Origin of the sequence: Rhizobium sp. G21, assembly GCF_014158035.1 — a bacterium.
Classification (GTDB): Bacteria; Pseudomonadota; Alphaproteobacteria; order Rhizobiales; family Rhizobiaceae; genus Rhizobium_E.
Genome location: NZ_JACFXW010000001.1, coordinates 1,365,540 through 1,388,947 on the forward strand (window position 1 = coordinate 1,365,540; position 23,408 = coordinate 1,388,947).

At 62.9% G+C, this 23,408-nt stretch carries 20 protein-coding genes, 1 tRNA gene and 4 pseudogenes; 11 read left to right on the top strand and 14 right to left on the bottom strand.

Going from position 1 to position 23,408, the window contains the following annotated elements; all coding sequences use genetic code 11:
- Nucleotides 1-17: 17 nt before the first annotated feature.
- The gene (locus H2O14_RS07045) at nt 18-1,028 is read right to left on the bottom strand and encodes a 2-hydroxyacid dehydrogenase (RefSeq protein WP_182827081.1); all 1,011 of its coding nucleotides are present in this window, start codon (nt 1,026-1,028) and stop codon (nt 18-20) included.
- A gap of 240 nt (nt 1,029-1,268) precedes the next feature.
- Here H2O14_RS07045 and H2O14_RS07050 point away from each other — a divergent pair, with 240 nt between their 5' ends.
- Together H2O14_RS07050 and H2O14_RS07055 are read left to right on the top strand one after the other, a co-directional pair.
- Nucleotides 1,269-1,478, top strand: coding sequence for a hypothetical protein (locus H2O14_RS07050; protein ID WP_182827082.1), 210 nt, complete (start codon nt 1,269-1,271; stop codon nt 1,476-1,478).
- 107 nt (nt 1,479-1,585) lie between these two features.
- On the top strand, nt 1,586-1,906 hold the full coding sequence (locus H2O14_RS07055) for a DMT family transporter (protein ID WP_182827083.1): 321 nt from the start codon (nt 1,586-1,588) through the stop codon (nt 1,904-1,906).
- Between the two features lie 5 nt (nt 1,907-1,911).
- Here H2O14_RS07055 and H2O14_RS07060 read toward each other — a convergent pair whose 3' ends face one another.
- Nucleotides 1,912-2,502 carry a hypothetical protein gene (locus H2O14_RS07060; protein WP_182827084.1) on the bottom strand — a complete coding sequence of 197 codons (591 nt, stop codon included), beginning with the start codon at nt 2,500-2,502 and terminating at the stop codon, nt 1,912-1,914.
- Nucleotides 2,503-2,699: 197 nt separating this feature from the next.
- Between H2O14_RS07060 and H2O14_RS07065 the strand changes: the two genes are divergently transcribed.
- Nucleotides 2,700-3,530 carry an alpha/beta fold hydrolase gene (locus H2O14_RS07065; RefSeq protein WP_182827085.1) on the top strand — a complete coding sequence of 277 codons (831 nt, stop codon included), beginning with the start codon at nt 2,700-2,702 and terminating at the stop codon, nt 3,528-3,530.
- A gap of 6 nt (nt 3,531-3,536) precedes the next feature.
- Here the strand turns inward: H2O14_RS07065 and H2O14_RS07070 are convergent, their stop codons facing one another.
- The 3 genes from H2O14_RS07070 to H2O14_RS07080 all read right to left on the bottom strand — a co-directional run bounded on the left by H2O14_RS07070 (nt 3,537) and on the right by H2O14_RS07080 (nt 5,813).
- Nucleotides 3,537-3,809: a DUF6074 family protein gene (locus tag H2O14_RS07070; RefSeq protein WP_182827086.1), complete on the bottom strand. Its 273-nt coding sequence runs from the start codon at nt 3,807-3,809 to the stop codon at nt 3,537-3,539.
- A 95-nt stretch (nt 3,810-3,904) separates the two neighbouring features.
- Nucleotides 3,905-4,984, bottom strand: a complete 1,080-nt coding sequence (locus H2O14_RS07075; protein WP_182827087.1) for a helix-turn-helix transcriptional regulator — start codon at nt 4,982-4,984, stop codon at nt 3,905-3,907.
- Nucleotides 4,985-5,570: 586 nt separating this feature from the next.
- Complete coding sequence (locus H2O14_RS07080) at nt 5,571-5,813, bottom strand: hypothetical protein (protein ID WP_182827088.1); 243 nt, start codon at nt 5,811-5,813, stop codon at nt 5,571-5,573.
- A 271-nt stretch (nt 5,814-6,084) separates the two neighbouring features.
- Between H2O14_RS07080 and H2O14_RS07085 the strand changes: the two are divergent.
- The 3 genes and pseudogenes from H2O14_RS07085 to dinB all read left to right on the top strand — a co-directional run bounded on the left by H2O14_RS07085 (nt 6,085) and on the right by dinB (nt 10,601).
- A pseudogene (locus tag H2O14_RS07085) lies at nt 6,085-7,244 on the top strand (winged helix-turn-helix domain-containing protein).
- Nucleotides 7,245-7,409: 165 nt separating this feature from the next.
- A pseudogene (locus H2O14_RS07090) lies at nt 7,410-9,484 on the top strand (ATP-dependent helicase).
- Between the two features lie 25 nt (nt 9,485-9,509).
- Nucleotides 9,510-10,601: a DNA polymerase IV gene (gene dinB / locus H2O14_RS07095; RefSeq protein WP_182827089.1), complete on the top strand. Its 1,092-nt coding sequence runs from the start codon at nt 9,510-9,512 to the stop codon at nt 10,599-10,601.
- Between the two features lie 73 nt (nt 10,602-10,674).
- On the opposite strand, the gene H2O14_RS07100 is transcribed toward dinB, so the two are convergent.
- On the bottom strand, nt 10,675-10,911 hold the full coding sequence (locus tag H2O14_RS07100) for a hypothetical protein (protein ID WP_182827090.1): 237 nt from the start codon (nt 10,909-10,911) through the stop codon (nt 10,675-10,677).
- Nucleotides 10,912-11,123: 212 nt separating this feature from the next.
- On the opposite strand from H2O14_RS07100, the gene H2O14_RS07105 reads away from it, so the two are divergent.
- Nucleotides 11,124-12,209: an ABC transporter ATP-binding protein gene (locus H2O14_RS07105; RefSeq protein WP_182827091.1), complete on the top strand. Its 1,086-nt coding sequence runs from the start codon at nt 11,124-11,126 to the stop codon at nt 12,207-12,209.
- Between the two features lie 54 nt (nt 12,210-12,263).
- Here H2O14_RS07105 and H2O14_RS07110 read toward each other — a convergent pair whose 3' ends face one another.
- From H2O14_RS07110 to H2O14_RS07145, 8 genes and pseudogenes are all read right to left on the bottom strand, one after another.
- A complete protein-coding gene (locus tag H2O14_RS07110) occupies nt 12,264-13,106 on the bottom strand; it encodes a carbohydrate ABC transporter permease (RefSeq protein WP_182827092.1) in 843 nt (280 codons plus the stop codon).
- A pseudogene (locus tag H2O14_RS07115) lies at nt 13,103-13,985 on the bottom strand (carbohydrate ABC transporter permease). Before H2O14_RS07115 ends, H2O14_RS07110 begins: the two are co-directional and overlap by 4 nt.
- A 73-nt stretch (nt 13,986-14,058) precedes the next feature.
- Nucleotides 14,059-15,333, bottom strand: a complete 1,275-nt coding sequence (locus H2O14_RS07120) for an extracellular solute-binding protein (protein WP_182827093.1) — start codon at nt 15,331-15,333, stop codon at nt 14,059-14,061.
- Nucleotides 15,334-15,379: 46 nt separating this feature from the next.
- Nucleotides 15,380-16,888, bottom strand: a complete 1,509-nt coding sequence (locus H2O14_RS07125) for an alpha-N-arabinofuranosidase (RefSeq protein WP_182827094.1) — start codon at nt 16,886-16,888, stop codon at nt 15,380-15,382.
- 103 nt (nt 16,889-16,991) lie between these two features.
- Nucleotides 16,992-17,915 (bottom strand): ArsR/SmtB family transcription factor, encoded by a 924-nt coding sequence (locus H2O14_RS07130; protein WP_182827095.1) that lies wholly within the window; start codon nt 17,913-17,915, stop codon nt 16,992-16,994.
- Between the two features lie 187 nt (nt 17,916-18,102).
- Nucleotides 18,103-19,311 (bottom strand): MFS transporter, encoded by a 1,209-nt coding sequence (locus H2O14_RS07135; RefSeq protein ID WP_182827096.1) that lies wholly within the window; start codon nt 19,309-19,311, stop codon nt 18,103-18,105.
- Nucleotides 19,312-19,369: 58 nt separating this feature from the next.
- Complete coding sequence (locus H2O14_RS07140) at nt 19,370-20,353, bottom strand: AraC family transcriptional regulator (protein WP_182827097.1); 984 nt, start codon at nt 20,351-20,353, stop codon at nt 19,370-19,372.
- Nucleotides 20,354-20,584: 231 nt separating this feature from the next.
- Nucleotides 20,585-20,659, bottom strand: a tRNA-Gln gene (locus H2O14_RS07145).
- A gap of 382 nt (nt 20,660-21,041) precedes the next feature.
- Between H2O14_RS07145 and H2O14_RS07150 the strand changes: the two genes are divergently transcribed.
- The 4 genes and pseudogenes from H2O14_RS07150 to H2O14_RS29335 form a co-directional block, all read left to right on the top strand.
- Nucleotides 21,042-21,602, top strand: a complete 561-nt coding sequence (locus tag H2O14_RS07150) for a type 1 glutamine amidotransferase domain-containing protein (protein WP_182827098.1) — start codon at nt 21,042-21,044, stop codon at nt 21,600-21,602.
- Between the two features lie 155 nt (nt 21,603-21,757).
- Nucleotides 21,758-22,054 carry a cupin gene (locus H2O14_RS07155; protein ID WP_182827099.1) on the top strand — a complete coding sequence of 99 codons (297 nt, stop codon included), beginning with the start codon at nt 21,758-21,760 and terminating at the stop codon, nt 22,052-22,054.
- A gap of 2 nt (nt 22,055-22,056) precedes the next feature.
- On the top strand, nt 22,057-22,965 hold the full coding sequence (locus H2O14_RS07160) for an MBL fold metallo-hydrolase (RefSeq protein ID WP_182829294.1): 909 nt from the start codon (nt 22,057-22,059) through the stop codon (nt 22,963-22,965).
- Between the two features lie 81 nt (nt 22,966-23,046).
- Nucleotides 23,047-23,382: pseudogene (locus H2O14_RS29335) on the top strand (glycosyltransferase family 2 protein); the annotation flags it as partial.
- Between the last annotated feature and the right edge of the window lie 26 nt (nt 23,383-23,408).

The window sequence follows — 23,408 nt, forward strand, 5'->3', positions numbered from 1 at the left end:
GTTCGCAGGCGAAAGTCTCAGCCATGGCCCGCCAGACGCTCCACGGAAACGCTGTGGGTCGCAGCGCCCGTATCGCGGAACGCGATGATATTGCCCAGCGTCGTCTCGGCGATATTGTCGAGCGCCTCGTGGGTGAAGAAGGCCTGGTGGCCTGTGATCAGCACATTGGGAAACGTCAGGAGGCGGGCGAAGACGTCGTCGCGCAGCACCTGGCTCGACAGATCCTCGAAGAACAGATCCGCCTCTTCCTCATAGACGTCGAGGCCGAGCGCGCCGATGCGGCCGGATTTCAACCCCTCGATCACGGCGCGGGTGTCGATGACGCCGCCGCGGCCGGTGTTGATCAGCATCACGCCCGGCTTGAGAAGCGGCAGGGTGTCTTCGCGGATCATATGACGTGTCTCCGGCGTCAACGGGCAATTGAGGCTGAGAATGTCGGATTGGCGAAACACCTCCTCCAAAGGCGCATAGACCATGCCCAACGCCTCGCAGACGGGATTGGGCGTGGGGTCCAAGCCGAGGAGACGGCAGCCGAAGCCCGAGAGAATGCGCGTCAGCACCTCGCCGATCTTGCCGGTGCCGACCACGCCCACCGTCTTGCCGTGGAGATCGAAGCCGAGCAAACCGTCGAGGGCGAAATTGCCCTCGCGCACCCGGTTATAGGCACGGTGAATCTTGCGGTTGAGGCCGAGGATGATCGCCATCGTATGCTCGGCGACCGCATGCGGCGAATAGGCCGGCACGCGCGCCACCGTCAGCCCGTATTCACGGGCTGCGGCGAGATCGACATTGTTGAAGCCCGCGCAGCGCAGCGCCACCAGCCGCACGCCAAGCGCATCGAGCCGGGCCAGCACCGGGGCGGAGAGATCGTCGTTGACGAAGGCGCAGACGGCGCCGGAGCCATCGGCGAGACCCGCCGTCTCCAGAGACAGATGCGCCTCGGTGTAGCGCAGCGACAGGCCCTGGGCCGCGCCGCGATCGAGAAAATGCCGGTCGTATGGCTTTGCGCTGAACACCGTCACCTGCATGCCGTCACACTCCCCTATCTTGATCGCCGCGACGATGGCATGGCGCGCGGCGTCGGTCCACCGAACTCGCCGCTCACCCGCATCCCGACGCAATATGAATGATTGACATGACAGGATCGTGCTATAAATCCGCGCGGACGGCGAAGGCAAAGGCGGGTGCTCCCTGCCGAGTACCGAGGTCCAGCTCCCCCGATGCAACAGAGACTTCCGCCGGCGCAGGTCGTTGGAAGACGAAACGCCATGAAACCCTTGCCCGCCTGCCAGGCCAAACCGATCCTGCGCGCCTATGAAAGCCTGACGCGCGAAAGCTGGTTCAACCGCAATGCGGTGACCGAACGGGAGCTGCTGAAAATGCTGTTCGCGTTGCGCGGCGACGGCTCAGGCCCCGAAGACGCCTTCTACAAGGCGGCCGAGGACGAGGCGAAACGGCGTTTTTCGAAGATGCGTTGAGGCCCGGCGCTCTTTTCAAATCAGGCCCAGAACGCTATATGGAATGCGCGAGGACGACCTCGCTCGATGATGACAGACGGGACGGCCCGATACAGAAGGAGGCCGTCATGGCTTGGCTCTATCTCATCACCGCCGGACTTCTCGAAGTGGTCTGGGCTTATTTCCTCAAACAATCGGACGGTTTCACGCGGCCCCTGCCGACGCTGATCACCGTGGTCGCGCTCGCCGCCAGCCTCGGGCTTCTAGCGCTGTCGCTGCGCAGCCTGCCGCTCGGGCCGGCTTATGCGATCTGGACCGGCATCGGCGCGGTCGGCGCCTTTGGCGTCGGGGTGCTGCTGCTCGGCGATGCGCTGACGCCGATGCGAGCCTGCGCGGCGCTGATGATCCTCGGCGGCATCGTGCTGATGAAACTGTCGGCCGAGGCCTGACCCCGTCAGGGCGTATAGGCCGACAGCGCCGAGATCACCGCGCTCCAGCAGGCCGGCTTGTGAAAGACCGGCCGCCGCCTTTCGGGCGGCGGTATCTCGGCGAGGCCGTGGCCGGTCATGAAGACATAGGGAATGCCGCGATCGGCCAGCGCCGCAGCGAGCGGGAAGACGGTCTCCGCCTCCAGCCTGACATCGAGAAGCGCTGCGGAGGGCGCCGGACGGCGCTCCAGAAGCGCAAGGGCGAAAGCCACAGACGCGGATGGACCGAGCACTTCGGCGCCGCCGTCGCGCAGCTGCGCCTCCGCTTCCGCTGCGACGTAATAGTCGTCCTCGACCAGCAGGATGAGCGCGCCGGACAGAGGCAAGGCGTTGGCGAATTTTCGACGCGCCGCCAGGGCGGCGAACGCGGCCAATCGATCCGGCGCCACCAGGCCCCGGCGATACTGATGGAGGATATAGGCTGCGAAATCACGCCGCGTTTTCGCGTCACGAGGGAACCAGGCTTCGCCGGAAATGTCGTCGAAGATGGTTTGCAGCAAGAGGAGTTCGGACGAGGCGAGCACGCCGGCTGTCAAATGCCGTAATACGAGTTGCATCCGCCCTGCCTCTATTGGCGCGAAAGATCATAAATGCGCGGGCGAAAGCGAAGTTCCGTTCCGGCCAACCAAAAAGACAATGGCCCGGAAAATCACGCCGGCGGCGGTTTGCGCGTTGAAGCATGGCGCGAGAACGGGTTAACTCGACCTCAAGAGCGGCTCGCCGCTTGCGAGAAGCCCGGAAAGGATGAGACCCCATGACCCATTTCCATGCCGAGGACGGCGCGAAACTCGCCTATCGCGACGAGGGACAGGGCTTGCCCGTGCTGGCGCTCGCCGGACTGACGCGCGACGGCCGCGATTTCGATTATCTCGCGCCGCATCTCGAGGGCGTCAGGCTGATTCGTCTCGACAGCCGTGGACGGGGCGGTTCGGACTGGACGGGGCACGCCACCTACACCGTGCCGCGCGAGGCGGCGGATGCGTTGGCGCTTCTCGATCATCTCGGCCTCGACAAAGCGGCGGTGATCGGCAGTTCGCGCGGCGGGCTGATCGGCATGTTCCTCGCCGCCACCGCCAAGCATCGGCTTTCGGGCCTGTGCATGAACGATGTCGGGCCAGTTTTGGAACAGGCGGGGCTCGACCGCATCGTCGGCTATCTCGGCGTCAGACCGCAGGCGAAAACGCTCGACGACATCGCCGCCGCGCTGCCGCTGGCCAATCCCGGCTTTTTCAACGTGCCGACGTCGCGCTGGCGCGAGGAAGCGGAGCGGCATTTCGTCCAGACGGAGACGGGCGTCGATCTGACCTATGATCCCGAACTGCGCCAGAGTTTCGAGACGGCGGTGTCCGGCACGTCGGTCGATCTCTGGCCGCTGTTCGATGCGCTAAAGGACCTGCCGATCGCGCTGATCCGCGCCGAGAATTCCGATCTCTTGAGCCGCGAGGCGACCGAGGCCATGCAGGCGCGGCGTCCAGACATGATCTATGCCGAGACAGCCGATCGCGCCCATATCCCCTTCCTCGACGAGCCGGAAGCGCTCGACGCCATCAGGGCCTGGCTGGAACGGGTGAAAGAAACGTCGTAGGGACTGTTATTGCGGCGCCTGGGCGCTCTGGCTGTCGTTTTCATAAAGACGGGTGAGCGTGAAGAACACCGCGCTCTGGAAATCGGCGACCTCGTGGGAGACTTCTTCTTCATCGACGCCCGCGGCGCGCAATTCGGCGGCCATGCGGCGGGCGCGGCTCTTCCACCACGCCTCCGCCTCGCCCGTGGAAAGACGCTTGATGACCAACGCCGCCTCCTGAACCTCGGAGGCGCGGGCTGCGGCGGGAAACGCGACGATCTGACACGATGAAGCACTCATGCGGCCCGGTATAGCCGAACATGCCTAATGTCCGGTTAATGACCGCGAGAGGTCTGGATTGTTTCGGAACGGATCATCGCCCGAACCCGCCCGGATCACGGCGCAGAAAGACCCAGCAACAAGGCGACGAGTTCCGGTTGCCGGTTGGAGCCCGTCTTGGCGAAGATATTCTTGACATGGGTGCGGACTGTTTCGACGGAGACATTGTGCGCGGTGGCTATCTCTTCGAGGGAATTTCCCCGCGCCAATTCGCGCGCCACCTTGCCTTCGGCAGGAGTCAGATCGAAGAGGCCGGACAGCACGCGCATATCCGGCGCGGTCCTTTTCCCCGGCGACGTCACCACCAGCAGCGCCAAGCCGCGGCCGAAGACGTCATGGGCCGACCGCCGCACCGGCAGGAGATGCAGGATGAGCGGCTCCAACCCTTCGGGCGAGATCATCGGGAAGGATTGGACGGCGCCGTTGGTGAAAGACGTCAAGGCCGAAAAGGCGGTCTTGACCAGCGCCGCCGTCGCCTTGCTCTCCAGGATCAGCCGATCGAAGGGCCCGGCCGAGATCCGCGGCGCCAGCGCCTCGGCCTCCTCGTTCATGGCCAGGACATTCAGGCCGGCGCCCAGCACCACGGCCGCGAGCCCGAGCGAGGAGAGCGTCGTCGCCATGGCCCGGGCCTCGGAGAAAGCCAGGCGGGACGCGAGGAACACCGAGCGCGCCAGATCGGGCTTCAACGCATTCAAGTGAGCGATCTCGGCGTCGCTATAGTGGTCCATGCCCGTGCGGCGAAGGAGATCGAACATGATCATATGTCCGGTCGGCTCCTGGAACGCGCAGCCCGCCGACCAGTTCATACCCGCCGGGCGTATGAATTCGGTGAGAACGACGTCGCTCTCGAGCTCGTCCTCGGTCAAAAGATCCAGTTCCCGCGTGAAGGTGAAGGGAAAGCGCTCCAACGCGCGCGCCGGACGCGGATTGTCCAACCGCCGCGGATCCGACGAGAACCTGAGAATGCCTTCACGGATGTTCGGCGTGCAGACGAAGCGATGCCCGCCCTGCTCGTCGATGGCGAAAATCGTCGCGGTGGTCGCATCGACCTCGCGGGCGAGCGCCTCACAGGCCATGGGCCAGAGTTCCGGCAGCAATGCCGCTTCGTAGAACTGGTCAATCGTTTGCAGCAACATCGTTCGGGGGCGCCCGCATCACAATCAAAATGACTATTCGTATAAAAATCCTATCCGAAACCGGGTCTCAAGATAAGCCATGAACAACAAAGCAATCGGAAACACTTGAGATATTGCCGATATAATCCGGCTAGGCTGCTTTCTGCTGCGAATGAAGTCCGGGGCTCGCCGAAGTAAAGGCAAATCCCGCGGGCGCGGATCGCCAGCCGGCGCAAAGCCCATGAAGTGCTGGAGGAGATCGAAATCGTTCCTTTTAAGATCGCGGTCCCGACCGAGGCGATGGCGCATGCGCCTCAATCCCTCGCCATCGCGCCGATGATGAAACGGTTGTCACCCTTGCTCTGGCAGCGGGTGCAGCGGAGCAACGGCTGCAGGTCAACCAACAGGACCGCGCCGAAGCGGCGTTGTAGATCATATCGGTCGAGCCAAGCTTCATGGGCGCAGCGGGAGCAGAGGCCTCCCAACCGCTGCCATTGGCGCAGGGATAGAAAAGTCGCCGGAGGCGACTCCTCTGCGTCCGGAACGCGCTCGTCGCCGGAACTTTCGGATATCAGCAGAATGGAGCGCGCGTGCCGCATGTCGCGCCTCACAGCCGTTCATAACGCGGCCTCCATCCCCGGCCGATGCCGTGGCTGATGAGGCAGGAGGCGGTGTAGAGCTGATCGCGCAGGAAGTCGGCGTCGAGTAGCAGTTCCTCGATCGCCTTGCGATAGTCGCCCTGGTAGAAATCGAGCACGCTGGCGATGATGTCCACCTCCGCCTGATCCGCCTCTTCCGGGGCGATAGCGCCGAGATCAAGACGCAATTGTTCGACCGCCGATGTCGCCATGGGACGTCTCCTTTCACGAGATAGGATTGGGTTCCGCACTGCGGATTATGTTCCTATTTTGTTCTTGTTTGTTTTAGGAGTCAAGCAGAGAAACCATCCGGGATTTCCAATCGCTTCCGATTGCCGACAATTCACATCGATCTTAAAAACCGTTACGTTCTCACTCTGTTCCTGATCTTGATTCTCTCAGCGCCAATCGACATCGGCTGGTTCTGGGGCATGTCGGGCCGCCGCAGAGAGTTTCGCTTGAAAAGAAATCGGTGCTGAGAGCATGAGAAACGTCAAAGTCGGGAGCGTCGAACCGAAGGAGATTTCGCGTCATCGCGCGCGTCGGATCTGGCTCGACGCACAGGGGTTCGGACGACGCATCGTTTCAGGCAAGGGGCCGAAGGCGGTGACCGACCTGGTCCGTCACCTCGGTTACGTTCAGATCGACACGATCAACGTCGTGGAGCGTTGCCATCACCATATTCTCTTCACACGGCTGCCGTCCTATAGCCGCAGCGATCTTCACAAGGCTCAGTCGAAAACCAGGGGCGTTTTCGAATATTGGGCGCATGCCCTCGCCTATATCGCCAGCGAAGACTATCGCTTCTTCATGCCGGCGATGCTTGCGCGCAAGGCGTCGCCGCATCTGCACTATCCCACGGTGCTGGAAGACGATACGAACCGTCTGCTCGAACGCATCGATCGCGAGGGACCGATCTCCATCCGCGACATCGAGGATGATGTCCTCGTCGAGAAGGATCACGCCTGGGCCAGCCGCAAGCCGAGCCGGAAGGTGTTGTCCAAAGCCTTTTTCGACGGCTCCCTGACGGTATGCGCGCGCTCGGGCATGCTGAAAACCTACGACTTGACCGCCAGACATTTCGGATGGACGCAATCGCCCGAACCGGCCTCAGCCGGCGAGGTCGATGTCTATGTGCTGGAGCGGGCGCTGCGGGCGCAAGGCATCATCAGCCTCGACTCCGTGTGTCATCTCGATGCGGGGCGCAAGCCAGCCATACGGGCGCTGATCGAAGAGCGCGTCGCCGCGGGCGCGCTTACGCCCGTAATCCTCAAGGGCGATCGGACAGAACATTGGGCTGCGCCCGAAGTCTTGGAGAAGCGCTTCGTGCGGCGGGAGCCGGAGGCGCATGTCCTATCCCCTTCGATCCCTTGGTCATCCAACGCAAACGTCTCGAACTCTTCTTCGGCTACGCGCATCGATTCGAGGCCTATGTGCCTGCCGAAAAACGGGTTTTGGGGTATTTCGCGCTTCCGGTCCTCTATGACGGGCGTATCGTTGCAGCCATCGACATCAAGGCGGAGCGGAAAACCAAGACGCTGCTGATCAATAAATGGACGCGCTTCGGCGACGAAAGTCCGGAAGAACGGTCGGCTGTCGAGGCGGCGCTCGGAAGGTTCGAGCAATTTCAGTTCGCACCATAATCACGCGGCTCTCGGAGTGCGCGCACGGCGTTGCGACCTTCCGCCTTCGGCAAATTGACCGGCGCCCGCGCGAGCCCGGTTCACACACCCGATCAACCTTGCTATGTTCTATTTTCGTTCCGGTGGTGAGAATCATCCTGCCGGGTCCGGAAAGCCTGCGTGGGGATCAATGACTGCTGCCATCTCGAGAAACTGAATGATCGCCAGCGTGAGGCCGTCGAGCATGGCGTGGGCTTGGCCGATGCAGGGATCGGCGGACCGCTGCTGATCATCGCCGGGGCCGGTTCCGGCAAGACCAACACGTTGGCGCATCGGGTCGCCCATCTCATCGTGAATGGCGCAGATCCTCGCCGCATTCTGCTGATGACCTTTTCGCGTCGCGCGGCCTCTGAGATGGCCCGTCGCGTCGAGCGGATCTGTCGTCAGGTGCTGGGCGACAACGCCGCCATCATGACCGACGCGCTCGCCTGGTCCGGCACCTTCCACGGCATCGGCGCGCGGTTACTCAGGATCTATGCCGAGCAGATCGGGCTCAATGTCGATTTCACCATTCATGATCGCGAAGACAGCGCCGATCTGATGAACATCGTGCGTCATGATCTCGGCTTCTCCAAGACACAGAACCGCTTTCCGACCAAGGGAACGTGCCTGGCGATCTATTCCCGGGTGGTCAATTCAGAGAGCAGCAGCCTCGGTGAGGTGCTGAAGACGGCCTACCCCTGGGTGCTCGAATGGGAAAACGAACTCAAGCAGCTCTTTGCTGCTTACGTCGAGGCCAAGCAGGCGCAGAACGTGCTCGATTATGATGACCTCCTGCTCTACTGGGCGCAGATGGTCTCCGATCCTGATATTGCCGAGGATGTCGGCGGCCGTTTCGATCATGTGCTGGTGGATGAGTATCAGGACACCAATCGCCTGCAGTCCTCGATCCTGATGGCGCTGAAGCCGGGCGGACGCGGCCTGACCGTGGTCGGCGACGACGCCCAGTCGATCTATTCCTTCCGCGCCGCCACCATCCGCAACATCCTCGACTTTCCCGACGCCTTCTCGCCCAAGCCAGCAGACGTCATCACGCTTGATCGCAACTATCGCTCCACCGCCCCCATCCTCGCCGCCGCCAATGGCGTCATCGATCTCGCCCGAGAACGATTCACCAAGAACCTCTGGACGGACCGGGCGTCAGAACAACGCCCTGTTTTGGTGACGGTGAAGGACGAGACGGATCAGGCCGGCTATATCGTCGAGCAGGTGCTGGCCAATCGTGAGGTCGGCGTGCCGCTCAAGCAGCAGGCCGTGCTGTTCCGGGCCTCCAACCATAGCGGCCCGCTCGAAGTGGAGCTCACCCGCCGCAACATCCCCTTCGTCAAGTTCGGCGGGCTGAAGTTTCTCGACAGCGCCCATGTCAAGGACATGCTGGCGGTGCTGCGCTTCGCCCAGAACCCGCGCGATCGCGTCGCGGGCTTTCGTCTCCTGCAGATGTTGCCGGGTATCGGACCGCAGACGGCGGCCCGCATTCTCGACACGATCGCCGCCGATCCCGAGCCGCTGCTGTCCTTGATGGAGCTGCCTCCCCGCCCAAGAGCGGCGAGGACTGGCCGAGCTTCACCACGCTGGTCTCCGCCCTCAGAAAGTCCGAAGCGGGCTGGCCCGCCGAGATCGGGCTGGCGCGCACCTGGTATGAGCCGCATCTCGATCGCATCCATGAGGACGCCGACACGCGCAAAGCCGATCTTCTTCAGCTCGAGCAGATCGCGTCAGGCTACGCCAATCGCGAGCGCTTCCTGACTGAGCTGACGCTCGATCCGCCGGACGCCACCAGCGACCAGGCGGGCGTGCCGCTGCTTGACGAAGACTATCTGATCCTCTCGACCATCCATTCCGCCAAGGGACAGGAATGGCGCTCGGTCTTCATGCTGAATGTCGTCGACGGCTGCATTCCCTCCGATCTCGGAACGGGCACGACGGCGGAACTCGAAGAAGAACGCCGCCTGCTCTATGTCGGCATGACGCGCGCCCGCGACAGCCTGCATCTGGTCACGCCGCAGCGCTTCTTCACCCACGGCCAGAACGCCCAGGGCGACCGGCATGTCTATGCCGCGCGCACCCGCTTCATACCGGCGACTCTTCTGCAGTTCTTCGAGACCACCGCCTGGCCGAAGGTGAGCGCCGCCGCCAGCGAGCGCAGCGCCAAACAGATCCGCATCGATGTCGGCGCGCGCATGCGCTCGATGTGGACCTGAGAGACGAGACCGGGGAGCCCGCGCCATGACGGATCTGTCGCCGCCGCCCCTGCGCAAGATCATCCATGTCGACATGGACGCTTTCTATGCATCGGTGGAGCAGCGCGACAATCCGGAGCTGCGCGGCAAGCCCGTCGCGGTCGGCGGGGCGGCAGCCCGCGGCGTGGTGGCGGCCGCGAGCTACGAGGCCCGCGCCTTCGGCGTCCGCTCGGCCATGCCGTCGGTCACGGCGGCGCGGAAATGCCCTGATATCATCTTCGTCAAGCCGCGCTTCGAGGTCTACCGCGCCGTGTCGCAGCAGATCCGCGAGATCTTCGCCGATTATACGCCTCTCATCGAGCCGCTGTCGCTCGACGAGGCCTATCTCGACGTCACCGACAACCTCAAGTCCATGCCGATCGCCACCGAGATCGCCGAAGAGATCCGCGCGCGCATCAAGGCCGCGACAGGCCTCAACGCCTCGGCCGGCATCTCCTACAACAAGTTTCTCGCCAAAATGGCGTCGGACCTCAACAAGCCCAATGGCCAGGCGGTGATCACGCCCAAGAACGGCCCCGCCTTCGTCGAGAGCCTCGCCGTCAGCAAGTTCCATGGCGTCGGCCCCGCCACGGCCGAGAAGATGCATCGGCTCGGCATCGAAACCGGAGCCGATCTCAAGGCGAAGTCGCTGGAATTCCTGGCGGCGCATTTCGGCAAATCCGGCCCCTATTTCTACGGCATCGCTCGCGGCGTCGACAACCGGCAGGTCAAGCCGGATCGGGAGCGGAAGTCGGTCGGCGCGGAGGACACTTTTGCAGAAGATCTCGTTGCCCTGTATGACGCGCAGAGCGAGATCGCTCCGCTCGTCGCCAAGGTCTGGAGCTACTGCCAGAAACACGGGATCAGCGCCAAGACCGTGATGGTGAAGATCAAGTTTTCCGACTTTCAGCAGATCACCCGCAGCCGGACGATCGAACGACCGCTCTCCGACCACCAAGACATCGAGCAGATCGCCAGACAATTGATCGAGACGGCGTTTCCGTTTCGCAAACCGGTGCGATTGTTGGGGGTTACTCTTTCGAATCTGGGCGAGAAAAGCCAACCGACGCAGGCGCAGCTGGATTTCGCGGGCTTGTAGCGAAAACGGGCAAACAGGTGACGGGCAACCGGCGCGCCGTGGGACGCTCTTCGAGCCGCTCCACGACCCGAGGTCAATTTCCAGGCTGGACGAGAGCGGCGATGTAAGCCCGGGTCCATTTGGCGAATTGCTCTTCCAGCTCAGACTCTGGAAGCGCCTCGAGATAGACATCGATGTCAGCGACGATCCGGTCTTTGATCGTCGGGTCATTCCTGGCGGCATGCTCGATCAGCGCCTTCAGCACCGTATCGATCGCCAGCTTCCTCGCCCCAGCCGCCACGCCGAACGGATCGGTTTCGTTTTTCTGCATGGGTTCAAACTCCTCGATAGATCGATAGCGAGCCATAAGACGGCGGCGCCTATGCGAAGCCGCCAGGCTGAACGAGGCGCCAATTGACGCGCCGTCGACGGCGAAAGCATGACCGACATGGGCCGAGGGGCCCGAAACGCTGAAATGAACCGATCTATATCTTGACTTGCGATACATATCGGGAAAAATGATGCGAACTCGTGGAGGAGTGCATGGCCGAAATACGCTTGGAAAACATATCGAAGAGCTTCGGCTCGGTCTCGGTGATCCGAGACATATCGCTTACGGTGAACGCCGGAGAATTGGTCGTGTTCCTCGGCCCTTCCGGATCGGGGAAATCCACGCTCCTGCGGATGATCGCCGGCCTCGAAACGATAGATTCCGGCGCCCTGACCATCGGCGGCGTCCGCAGCGACACCCTGCCTCCCGGCCAGCGCAACATCGCCATGGTGTTCCAGAATTACGCCCTCTATCCGCATATGAGCGTCCGGGACAACATGGCATTCGGCCTCGAAAACATCGGGGTGGACAAGACCGAGATCGAGACGCGCGTGACGACGGCCGCGCGCATGCTCGAAATGGAGCATTTGCTCTCCCGAAAGCCCGCACAATTGTCCGGCGGCCAGAGACAGCGCGTGGCGATCGGCCGTGCCATCGTCAAGGAGCCGAAAGCGTTCCTGTTCGACGAGCCGCTGTCGAACCTCGATGCGGCGTTGCGGGTGCGGACCCGGGTCGAACTCGCCCAGCTGCACCAGCGCCTGAGGTCCACCATGATCTACGTCACCCATGATCAGACGGAAGCCATGACGCTCGCCGACCGGATCGTGGTGCTCAATCAGTGCAAGATCGAACAGATCGGCACACCGATGGAGGTCTATCTCAAGCCCGCGTCGCGCTTCGTCGCCGGCTTCATCGGAAGCCCGGGGATGAATTTCCTCTCTGTCGATGTCGTCCGCAGCGGCCGCACGCCCATCCGGTTTCCGAACGGCTTCGAGCTGGAGATCGAAGCGCCGGTTCCGGCCCCGGGCAAGTTCGATCTCGGCATCCGGCCCGAATCCGTACGGATCGTCACGGGCGAGGATGATCCCGCCCGGCCCTCGACCGAAGCGAAGGTCGATGTCGTCGAGCAGCTCGGCGAGCGCACGCTGGCCTATTGCACGCTCGAGGACGGGTCGCCGTTCATCGCCCAGGATAGCGGACGCTCCCAGGTGCGGCCCGGCGATCGCGTTCGCGTGGCGCTGGACACGTCCGCCATTCATCTGTTCGACGCCGACGGACGATCCTATCAGGCGGCCTGAGACAAAGGCGCGGCCCCGTTTCGACGGGGTCCGCACAGTCCGAGACGACATCGGCTAGCCCTTGATGCCGGCCGACAGGGTGATGGCTTCCGTGACGCGCCGCTGGAAGACGAGATAGGCCAGGGCGACCGGCAAGCCCGCCAGCACCGCCGCGGTGAGCTGTCTGGCGTAATAGACGCCGAAAGCGTCGTTGACCTGGGTTATGCCCACCGTGATCGTCATCATATCCGTCTTGGTCACCGCGAGGAACGGCCATAGGAACGAGTTCCACGACCAGATGAAGCAGACGATCGACAGCGCGGTCGTGACGCCCCAGTTCATGGGGATATAGACGCGGGTGAGGATCCGCCATTCCGAGGCGTTGTCCATGACGGCGGCCTCGCGAAATTCCTTCGGCACGCCGTCGAAGAACTGCTTGTAGACGATGATGATGACCGGGTGGATGAGCTGCGGCAGGACGATGCCGGCCCAGGTGTTGATCAGGCCCAGATCCGCCACCAGTTCGAAATGGTTGATGATCAGGGTCTGCATCGGCACCATGAAGCTCACCAGGATGAGCCACCAGAGAAGATTGCGGAACGGAAACTTCAGCTGGGAAATGGCGTAGCCGCAAAACAGCGACGAGCTCACCGTCAGCACGGTGACGGCCGCGGCCGTGACGATGGAATTGACGTACCAGCGTCCGATTTCGGTCTGGGTCAGCGCAAACCAATAGTGCGACACCGTGAAGGTCTCCGGCCAGAGCTCGATATATGGCCTGACGACTTCGTCCTCCGGCTTCAGCGAGGAGACGACGCCCCAATACATCGGAAAAGCCCAGATGACGGCGCAGAACACGGTCAGCAGCGTGATGATCAGGCCGATCAGATTGATGCGGCGCGCAGTGGTCACATTCATCGATCCCGCCCTCCCGACAGGCGCGTCAATTGGAAATTCAGCACCGAAACGACGATCACGAGGACGAACAGCACCACCGCGACTGCGGCCGCCCTTCCCCTGATCCGATTGAAACGATCGCTGGAAGACGTAGTAGACGAGGACCACGTTGTCGTTGGGACGGCCGCCCGTGGAGAACAGATAGACCTGATCGAAAATCTTGAGCTGCGAGATCAGCTGAATGGTCAGGACCAGCGCGGTGATCGGCCACATCAGCGGCCAGGTGATGCGGCGAAAGGTCGACCAGAGACCGGCATTGTCCAGCGCGGCCGCTTCATAGATTTCAGCCGGAATCGCGCGCAGGCCCGCCAGGAACAGCAGGATGGAGAAGCCCGCGGTCCACCAGATCGTGATCACGCCGACGGCCGGCATGAACCAGGCCGTCGATTTGAACACCGGAATGCGCGGGATGCCCAGAAGGTCGAACACATACATGGCGATGCCGAACTGGAAGTTCAGGGTCCAGTCCCAGAGGAGATAGACCACCGACACCGGCAGAATGTAGGGCAGGAAAAACAGAGCCAGGATGGCGGCTTGAAGCCGGCCGGCGAGCCGGTTAACGCCGAGCGCGATCGCAAAGGCGACGAGCGTTCCGGGTATGACGGTGATCAGGACGAAATAGGCCGTATTCCACACCGCGGTGCCGAACCGACGATCGGATGGAAGACGCGCGTAATTCTCGAGGCCGACATAGGCGCCGTCGCCGATCAGGGGCGCATCCGTAAAGCTGATCATGAACAGCTTGATGGTCGGATAAATGAACACCAGGCCGTAAATCGCGACGAAAGGCGCGACGAGCGCCAAGGCGAAAAGGGTCTCTTTGCGTCGATTTCTGAGCATCATCCCCGCTCTTCCCTTGATTTCAGACGAGGATGGCCCCGGCGAGCCATGAGCTCGCCGGGGCCGTGTTCTGTCAGAGGTCGGCCAGACCGGCCTTGATCTCTTCCACCGCCTTGGCGGGCTCCATTTCCCCGTTGAGCGTCGGCACGAAGAAGTTCGACATGACGTCGAAGATCGGTCCCGCGATGCCGGCGAGCGGCGTCCTGGGATCGAAGATCATATGGGAGGTGAGCGACGAATAGGTGCTGTTGGGCTCCATCGCCTTGTATTCGGCGGAATTGGTCACGGGACCATATGCGGGAATATGACCGGCCGTCGCCCAGAACAACGAGTTCTTCGACATCCAGCTCATGACCTCCAGCACCGCAGCCCGCTTTTCGGGGTTCATCTCCTTGCCCTTGTTGGCGGGGATCGCAAAGGCGTGGCTATCGGCATAGGTCGAGGGATGATCGAAGATGACGGGGAGTTCGACCGCGCCCCATTCGAACAGTTTGCCGTTCTTCTGGAGATCCGTCATGGTCGGCACTTCCCAGACGCCGTTGATCATCATCGCCGCCTCGCCCGAGGTGAAGAGCGCGACGGTGGCGGGATAGTCGGTATAGGTCGACTGAAGCCCTTCCTTGGTCCAGTCCGACAGGACCGCCAGCGCGTTTTCAAGCTTCTTGGCGTTGTCCCCGGCCAGGAACTCGCCGTCGGTCATGAGTTCGCCATCCTGCTGACCCACCAGCGAATAGATGGTGCGGAACATGAAGTTGCCGTCGGCCGTGACGGAGCCGAGCGGGAACTTGACGCCGGCGTCCTTCAGAGCCTTGAGCGTGGCGGTGAAGTTCTCCCGCGAACCCATTCCCTTCGGCTTGCCGTTGTCGTCCAGCATGCCGGCTTTCTTGAGCAGGTCCTTGTTGTAATAGAGCACGATCGGGTGGGTATCGAGCGGCACGGCATATTGCTTGCCGTCGCTGCCGATCGCCTCCCAGGTCGCCGGGGCGTAGTCGGACTGTGCGAGGCCCATGGTCTTCCAGTCGTCGGCGGTGATTTCCTGCAGGATGCCCTGCTTCACCGCGAGCGGGATGCGGCTGGCGTGATAGGTCATGATATCGGGGGCCTCCCCGACCGCGGCGGATGTCTGCACCTTGGAATAGAAGGGTGTGCCCCATTCCAGCGTCGTCGCGTCGATCTTGATCTTGCCCTTGTGGGCCTCGTTGAAGTCCGCGACCATCTGCTTCATCCGGACGCCGTCGCCGCCGCCGAAGAAGTCCCACCAGGTGATCGTTTCCTCCGCATGGGCGGCTGTGGTCATCAGACCGCCGGCGATGAGCATCGCTTTCGAAAGTTTGAACCAATTCGGCATGTCATTCTCCTCCCTAGACAGGCGGCATCGCCGCCACCGATTGATTTTAAAGGTGAACCCTGATCATCGAGTAGGAATACGGCGGAACGGTCAGGCTGATCCCGTCGCCCTCCACGACGGCGTCCGTTGTCTTCCGCGGCGAAACGTTGTCGGGATTCTCCTTGGTGTTGCGCGCTTCGAGATCGTCGTGCTTGATCAGGATATGCTCGACGCCCTTGACGGGGCCGAAGCGCTCGATGCCGAGCTTGATGTTGGCAGGCTCGACGCCGTTCCGGTTGACGGCGAAGAAAGTCAGAGTGCCCGCATCGCCGTCGTGAACGCCGGCGATGTCGAGATAGGACACCGCGTCGGCGACATTCGAGGCATAGCTCGCGCAGTCGACATCGAGACGCAGCGCCGTGCCGCGTCCATGGCGCGAGGCCAGATGGAACGGATGGAAGATCGTCTGGCGCCACGCGGCGCCGCCCGGCTCGGTCATGATCGGCGCGATGACGTTGACCAACTGGGCGATGCAGGCCACCCGCACGACGTCGGAGCGCCGGATGAAGGTGTTGATGATGCAGCCGACCTGCAGCACGTCCTCGAAATTGTAGATGTCCTCGAGCAGCACCGGCGCATGCGGCCAGTCCCATTCGCGCATGCGCTTGGCGTCGTTCTTCCGCTCGTGGTACCAGACGTTCCACTCGTCGAAGGAAATCTTGACGTCGCGCTTGGAGCGCTTGCTCCCCTTCACGAAATCGATCACGCCGCTGATCGTGCCGATATAGCGGTCGAGCTTCTCCGGCAGGGCCAGGAATTCCGCGGTCTTCTTTTCGTAATTTTCAAAATACATGTGCAGCGAGATGTAGTCGACCTGATCATAGGTCGCATCCAGCACCGTCGCCTCCCATTGCGGATAGGTCGCCATGTCGGAATGGGATGAACCGCAGACGACGAGTTCGAGCTTGTCGTCGAAGGCGCGGATGGCCTTGGCGGTCTCGTTGGCGAGATGGCCATATTCGGCCGCGCTCTTGTGGCCGACCTGCCAGGGGCCGTCCATCTCGTTGCCGAGGCACCAGAGCTTCACGTCCCAGGGATCGGCGCGGCCGTTCTTGCGGCGAAGGTCCGACCACTGGCTGCCGCCGGGATGGTTGACATATTCGACGAAATTCCGCGCGGCGTCCAGGCCGCGCGAGCCGAGATTGACCGCAAGCATCATGTCGACGCCGGCGGCTTCCGCCCATTCGGCGAATTCGTGAATGCCAACCTGGTTGGATTCGGAGGTGCGCCAGGCGAGGTCGAGCCGCGTCGGACGGCTCTCCTTCGGGCCTATGCCGTCCTCCCAGTTATAGGCGGAGACGAAGTTGCCGCCCGGATAGCGGCAGATCGGCGTATCGAGTTCGCGCACGAGATCGATGACATCCTTGCGCATGCCATTGGGAAGAGCCTCGGGATGGCCGGGTTCGTAGATGCCGGTGTAGACCGCCCTCCCCAGATGCTCCAGAAAGGAACCGTAGAGCCGCTTGTCGATATCTGCGATTGTATAGCGCGCATGCGCGGTGACGCGAGCCTCCAAAGTCCTCTCCTCCCAGATTCAATATCAATAATTTCGGTTCGTATCCGAATCTTTGGTATATGAAGCCAAAATGGCGGGCGCCGTCAAGTGAAACTATGGCTTTTCACACCTGGATGCGGAGGATGATGTCCTGGCCGTAATTGCCGAAGCCGCTGCCGAATATGTTGATCCCGCCCGGATGCTCGGCGTCGTCCTTGACGCCGACGCGCATGCGGATGGACCGATGCTTGTCCAGATCGAGCGCATCCAGGGTGACGTTGGATATCTTCACGCCGTCGACGAAACTGCCCTGGCCGTTGATGCGCCAGTTCTTCAGCTTGCCGTATTGCGAGCCTGCGAGCTTCCACCAGTCCGGGGTGAAGGCGCCCCGCTTGTCGCCGTAATCGCCCGGCGAGGTCCAGGTCCCGATCTCGACGCCGTTGACCTGGAGGAAGATGTCCGACGGCCAGTTTTCCGACGTTCCCGGGACCTCGGAACTCAATTCCATCGAGAATTCGATCGCCCTGGGCTTGGCCTTTTTCAACAAGGTATTGTTTGGAAACTGATATTCGACGTAGCCCTTGTTGAACCACAAGAGAACGGCCTTCATGCGGTCAGGATCGAGAAACGTATCCGGAACATCCAGGAGACCGATGACGCCGTCCTTGGAGCACATCCCGCAGGGAGCCGAAACTTCGAACTGCGTGTAGAGTCCCAGCGGCATGGAGACTTCGATCGCATCCGCCCGGGGATCGGCGACGGGTTCGGAAAACGAGATCAGTATTTCCTGAAACGCCGAATAGCAGAGCTTCTGGCTCCCCTTCTTCGCCCGCTGCCCCTCCGTGTAGATCAACCCGCAATCCTCGAGAATCTTCAGATTGATCGACGCGGTTGACTGCGGCAGCTTGAGCTCTTCGGCGATCTCGTTGACGTTCTTCGGCCCGCTCGACCGGAGAAGCTTCAACATCATGACGCGAACATCGCTGGCGAGACCCTTGATGAGGTCCTGCCGTTCGATCGGATCGATCACCAATACCTTGCCAGTCATATCGTCCCCTGTCTTCCAGTGCTCCATATCAGAATTTACGATATGTATGCAACCGGTTCGACGGAGCCCGCGGAGCGGCCGCGCCGGGCTCCCGGCCCGGGACGAAAGAGGTCTTCGGTCCCGGAAAGGCCATCGCCATCACCTCTTCGCCGGAGATGAAACCGCTCTCGCGCGCCGATGCTGGGCGTCAGCTGCGGGGCTGCGTCATCGCCAGGACGATGGTCGCCGACGCCAGCACGGCGGTCAGCGTCAGGGGCGCGGACGGGCCGTAACCATCGACCAGATAACCGCCGACGACCGCGCCGATGCTGATGGCGACTTGGAACGACACCACCATCAGGCTGCCGGCCGATTCCAGCGAATCCGACGCGCCCCGCGACAGGTTGGTGGGCAGCACCACCGGCGCCATGCCGAATGCGAGACCCCACAGCGTCACCAGCGCGAAGGCGACGGCGCTGTTGACGCCCCAGAGGACGAGCGCGAGCGTGGCGAACATCATCAACCCGGCGGTGACGGTGAGCGCCATGCGGATATCGGCGTCCGCCAGACGACCGCCGACGACGTTGCCGACCACGGCGGCGATGCCGAAGCCGAACAGCGCCACGGCGATCGACCCGGCGCCGAGCAGCGTGACCTGTTCGAGGAACGGCCGCACATAGACCGAGCCGGCGAAATGTCCCGTCATCAGCAGGAGGATGGCGAGCATGCCCAATTGCACCGTGCGCCGCTTCGTCAGCCGGAAGACGTCGGACAGGCTGTTGCTGGCGCTTGCGGGCAGAGACGGCAGACTGAGGATCTGAAGCAGCATGGCGACCACCGCGAGACCCGCCGTCATGGCGGTGGCGGCGCGCCAGCCGATCCATTCGCTGATCAGAGCGCCCATGGACGGCGCGGCGATGGTGGCGAGGGAAACGCCGAGGGTGACGATGGCCATGCCCCGGCCGGTCGCATTGGCGCCGACCATTCTCGCCACGACGGCGACCGAAAGCGCCCAGAACCCGCTGAGCGCGACGCCCAGCCCGGCGCGGCCCAGCAGCAACAGCCAGAAATCCGTCGCGAGCGCGGCGAGGAGATTGGAGGCGATGGCCAGGGCGCTCAGGCCGACCAGCACCGTCTTGCGGTTCAATTTGCCGATGAGGACATTGCTCAGCAGGGCCGTGACCGCGCCGACGGACGCGGTGGCGGTGACCACCTGGCCGGCGGTCCCTTCGCTGACGCCGAGGTCGCGCGCCATGGGCGTCAACAGGCCGGCCGGCAGAAATTCCGCCGACACCAGCGCAAAGCTGGTGGCCGCCATCGAGACGACGGCGAACCAGGTCGCGGGGCTCCATGGACGCGGGGCGTTGGAATCGAGCTCGATCGCAGAGCCGTCGAGCTGGGATGTCGTATCCGTCATTGCACTATCTCCTGGGTTTGGAGCTCTCATAGCGAAGTCCGCCAGGATGATCTGTGATCTAAAGTCCGAATTCCATGTCCGTTCGTCCGGAATTGATGCGGCGCACAACGCCCGGGGATAGGCTGGTGATGCGCTTGAAGGCGCGCGCGAAGGACGCTTCGGATTCATAACCCAGTTGCGAGGCGACTTCGGCCACCGACCTGTTCTGGCCGAGCAATTCGCGCGCCAGCTGCATGCGGAGGCGGGCGAGATAGCGCGCCGCGCCCTCGCCCAGGATGGCGCTGAAGCGTTCGGCGAAGATCGAGCGCGACTGACCCGCCACGGCCGCAAGGGTTTCGAGCGTCCAGTCATGGCCGGGATTGCGGTGCATGGCGGCCAGCGCGCGGCCGATATGAGGATCGCGGATCGCGGTGAGCCAGCCGCTGGTCGAGGCTCCGCTGCAATTGACCCAGCAGCGAATGAGCCGCGCCACCAGCACGTCCGCCATGCGCGACAAGACCGTGGCGCTGCCGATCTGGGGCTGACACGCCTCCACCGTCATGGCGGCGAGCAGCGGGCTGACGATGGGATCATTGCCTGCCACGTCACACCCTTTGATGATCGGCGGCATCAGGGCGATCAACGGATTGAGCGCATTCGCGCCCAGAGCCATCGAGCCGCAGAACAGCGTGCTCGTCGCCCCGGTCCCCTCCTTCACCACTTCGCAGACATTGTCGCCCAGCTTGGTGACCTGGCAGCTCTTTAGACAATCGCCGACCACATCGGGATTGCTGGCCAGTCGATGTTCGACGCCCTGCGGCAACAACACCAGATCGCCGCTCTGCAGCGCCTGCCATCCCGAGGCGTCCGTATGAATCCAGCAGGGCCCTTCGCTGACGAAGTGAAAGCGAAGCAGCTGTTGCTGCGGAAAAGCGAGGCTCCAGGGATGACGTAACTCGCAGCGCCCATAATTGACGCCGCTCAGGCGAAAGTCCTGGAGAACTTCGCTGAGCGCGTCGGTGGGGATATGGGTCGTCGGCGACTGGGATGAACGATCAAGCATTGAGGGATTTTACACGCAGTTCGTCCGACCCGCAATCCGGCTTTCAGGCGCCGAGGACAAAACGAACCGATGACGCAGCTTTCAGGACGCTTGCGCAGCCATGCTTCAAGCCGCTTCGCGCTCGCCGCGCGACAGGTAGGGTCGTTTACAGACGACGGAGCGGAGTGGAGTTTTGGCGCGGACAGAGGGTGAAGGTCACGTTTCTTAAATCCGTGGGAGTCGCCGTCGTGGTGGCTGGGGCGCCAGGATTCGAACCTGGGAATGCCGGTACCAAAAACCGGTGCCTTACCGCTTGGCGACGCCCCAACAGCGCCGGTCCAACTGTCGGGGCCGGCGAAGTGGGGCCTGATTAGCAAAGCGCGCGCCGCGCCGCAATCGGGTCGGCAGGATTTTTTGGGGAGATTTTCCGGCGCGGAACGAGGCGTCGCTCGAGGCGCGCGCACGGTTTTCTGCGCTTCGTGCGGAACGAAGCGGCGGCTCAGGACTTCTTCCCAGGCGAAGCGACGAATGAATGGCGGCGGCGCTCTCAGCCGGGCCGGACATCCGGGCAGGATGAAGAGCATCTTGCCGCATCGTTTCGCATGAGTTCCGGCGCCGCATTGCGGCGCAGTTCATGGCGTCGATCCCGACGCCGGGCGTCCGAATCGGCGCCCTGAGATCAGAACGTTTCAAGGAAAGGAAACAGCCCATGGCTTCGATCAATTCCGCGCGCATCCTCATTCTCGCCACTCACGGCTACGAGCGTTCCGAACTGCACAAGCCGCTCGAACAGCTGAAGGCCAAGGGCGCCGACGTCAAGATCGTTTCGCTTCAGAAAGAGCCGATCAAGAGCTGGGACGAAAAGAACTGGGGCGACACCGTCGACGTCGACCTCACGGTGGCCGACGCCCGCGTCGAGGAATTCGACGCGCTGGTCATTCCCGGCGGCCAGATCAATCCGGACATCCTGCGCGCCGACGAAAAGGCCGTCAAGCTGGTCAAGGATTTCGTCGCCTCCGGCAAGGTGGTCGCCGCCGTCTGCCACGGTCCCTGGCTGCTGGTCGAGGCCGGCGCCGTGCGCGGCCGTCGCGTGACGTCCTATCCGTCGATCAAGACCGACGTGGTCAATGCCGGCGGCCAGTGGGAAGACAGCCAGGTCGTCACCGACCAGGGCATCATCACCTCGCGCAATCCCGGCGATCTCGACGCCTTCGTCGCCAAGATCGTCGAGGAAGTCGAAGAAGGCAAGCATCAGCGCCGTGCGGCATAACAGGCAGCAGGCAATAGCCAATAGGCAGTAGCGAGCAGACAGGCGGGCGATGGAGAGTAACCTCCATCGCCTGCTTTTTGTGTTTCTTACCTCTTGCCTATTGGCTATTGCCTATTGCCTACTGCCTTTTCGCCTCTTCCCTTCAGGAGCCGCCGATGTCGACCTTCAGAGCCCGCCCGCCCGCCGAACCCACCGTGCTGCTGGACGACGCCGTGGTGCGCGTTACGCGCTGGGATTTCGTCCCCGGCGCCGACACCGGCCATCACGTGCACGGCATGGGCTATGTGGTGGTGCCGATGACCGATTGTCATTTCCTGATCGAGGACAAGGACGGCGCCCGCGAGGTCGACGCCGCCCAGGGGCAGGTCTATCGCCGCGAGGCGGGGGTCGAGCACAATGTCGTCAATCGCGGCGACAGCTTCATGAGCTTCATCGAGATCGAGTATAAGTGAGCATGGACACCGCGGAGTTCGACCGCGCCTTCGAGCCGCGCCATGGCGAGGCCGTGCCCGTGGCGTCAGGCGTCCAGCGGGTGACGGTCAACAATCCCTCGCCTTTCACCTTCCATGGCACCAACAGCTATATCGTCGGCGCCGACACCGTGGCGGTCATCGATCCCGGCCCGGAGAACGAAGCGCATTTTCAGGCCTTGATGACGGCGCTCGCCGGCCGGCCGGTCAGCCATATCGTCTGCACCCACACCCATCGCGACCATTCGCCCTTGGCGCGGCGACTGAAGGAAGCGACCGGGGCGCTGATCGTGGCGGAAGGACCGCATCGGCCGGCGCGGCCCCTGCATGACGGCGAGACCAATCCCTTCGCGGAAAGCTCGGACACGGACTTCTCGCCCGACATCATCCTCGGCGATGGCGAAACGATCGAGGGCGACGGCTGGCGGCTGAGCGGCGTCGCCACGCCCGGACATACCGCCAATCACATGGCCTTTGCGCTGGACGCCGAAGGCGTGCTGTTCTCCGGCGATCACGTGATGGCCTGGGCGACCTCCATCGTCGCGCCGCCGGACGGAGCCATGGCCGATTACATGGCCTCGCTCGACCGGCTGCTCCTGCGCGACGACCGGATCTATCTGCCCGGCCATGGCGGTCCCGTCAGAGATCCCCTCGCCTTCTGCCGGGGACTGCGCACCCACAGGCGCATGCGCGAACGGGCTGTGCTGGAGCGCATCCGGCTGGGCGACCGTCTGATCCCCGACATGGTCCAGGCGATCTATCGCGACACCGATCCGCGGCTGCACGGCGCGGCGGCGCTGTCGGTGCTCGCCCATATCGAGGACCTCGTCGACAAGGGCGCCGTCGTCACCGATGGCCCGCCGCTGTTGAGAGGCGCCTACCGACCCGCCTGATCTCATCAAGGCTCGGGAAAGGCGCGGGCGCTAGACCCGGAGCGAGACCGGATCCGGAGCTAAGGCTTGACCACGCCCTATTTGTCCATCTGCGTTCCCTCGCGGAACCGGCAGCGCTATTTCAAGGAGCTTATACTGTCGCTTCTCGCGAGCCCTCGCGCGGATGTGCAATTCGTGCTGGCCGACAATTCCGACGACGCCGAGGATATGGCCGCCTTTGTCGCCGCCCGGCCCGATCCGCGCGTCACCTTCCTGCGGTCGGCCGATCGCGTGCTATCGATGCAGGAAAACTGGGAGCGGGCGGTGGACGCCGCCTTAGGCGACTGGGTCAGCGTCATCGGCGACGACGACCAGATCGATCCCGATCTCGTCGAGGCGTTGAAACTGGCCGAGGCGCTGAAGCCGGGGCTCGACGCCTTCGCCTGGACCAATCTGCATTACGG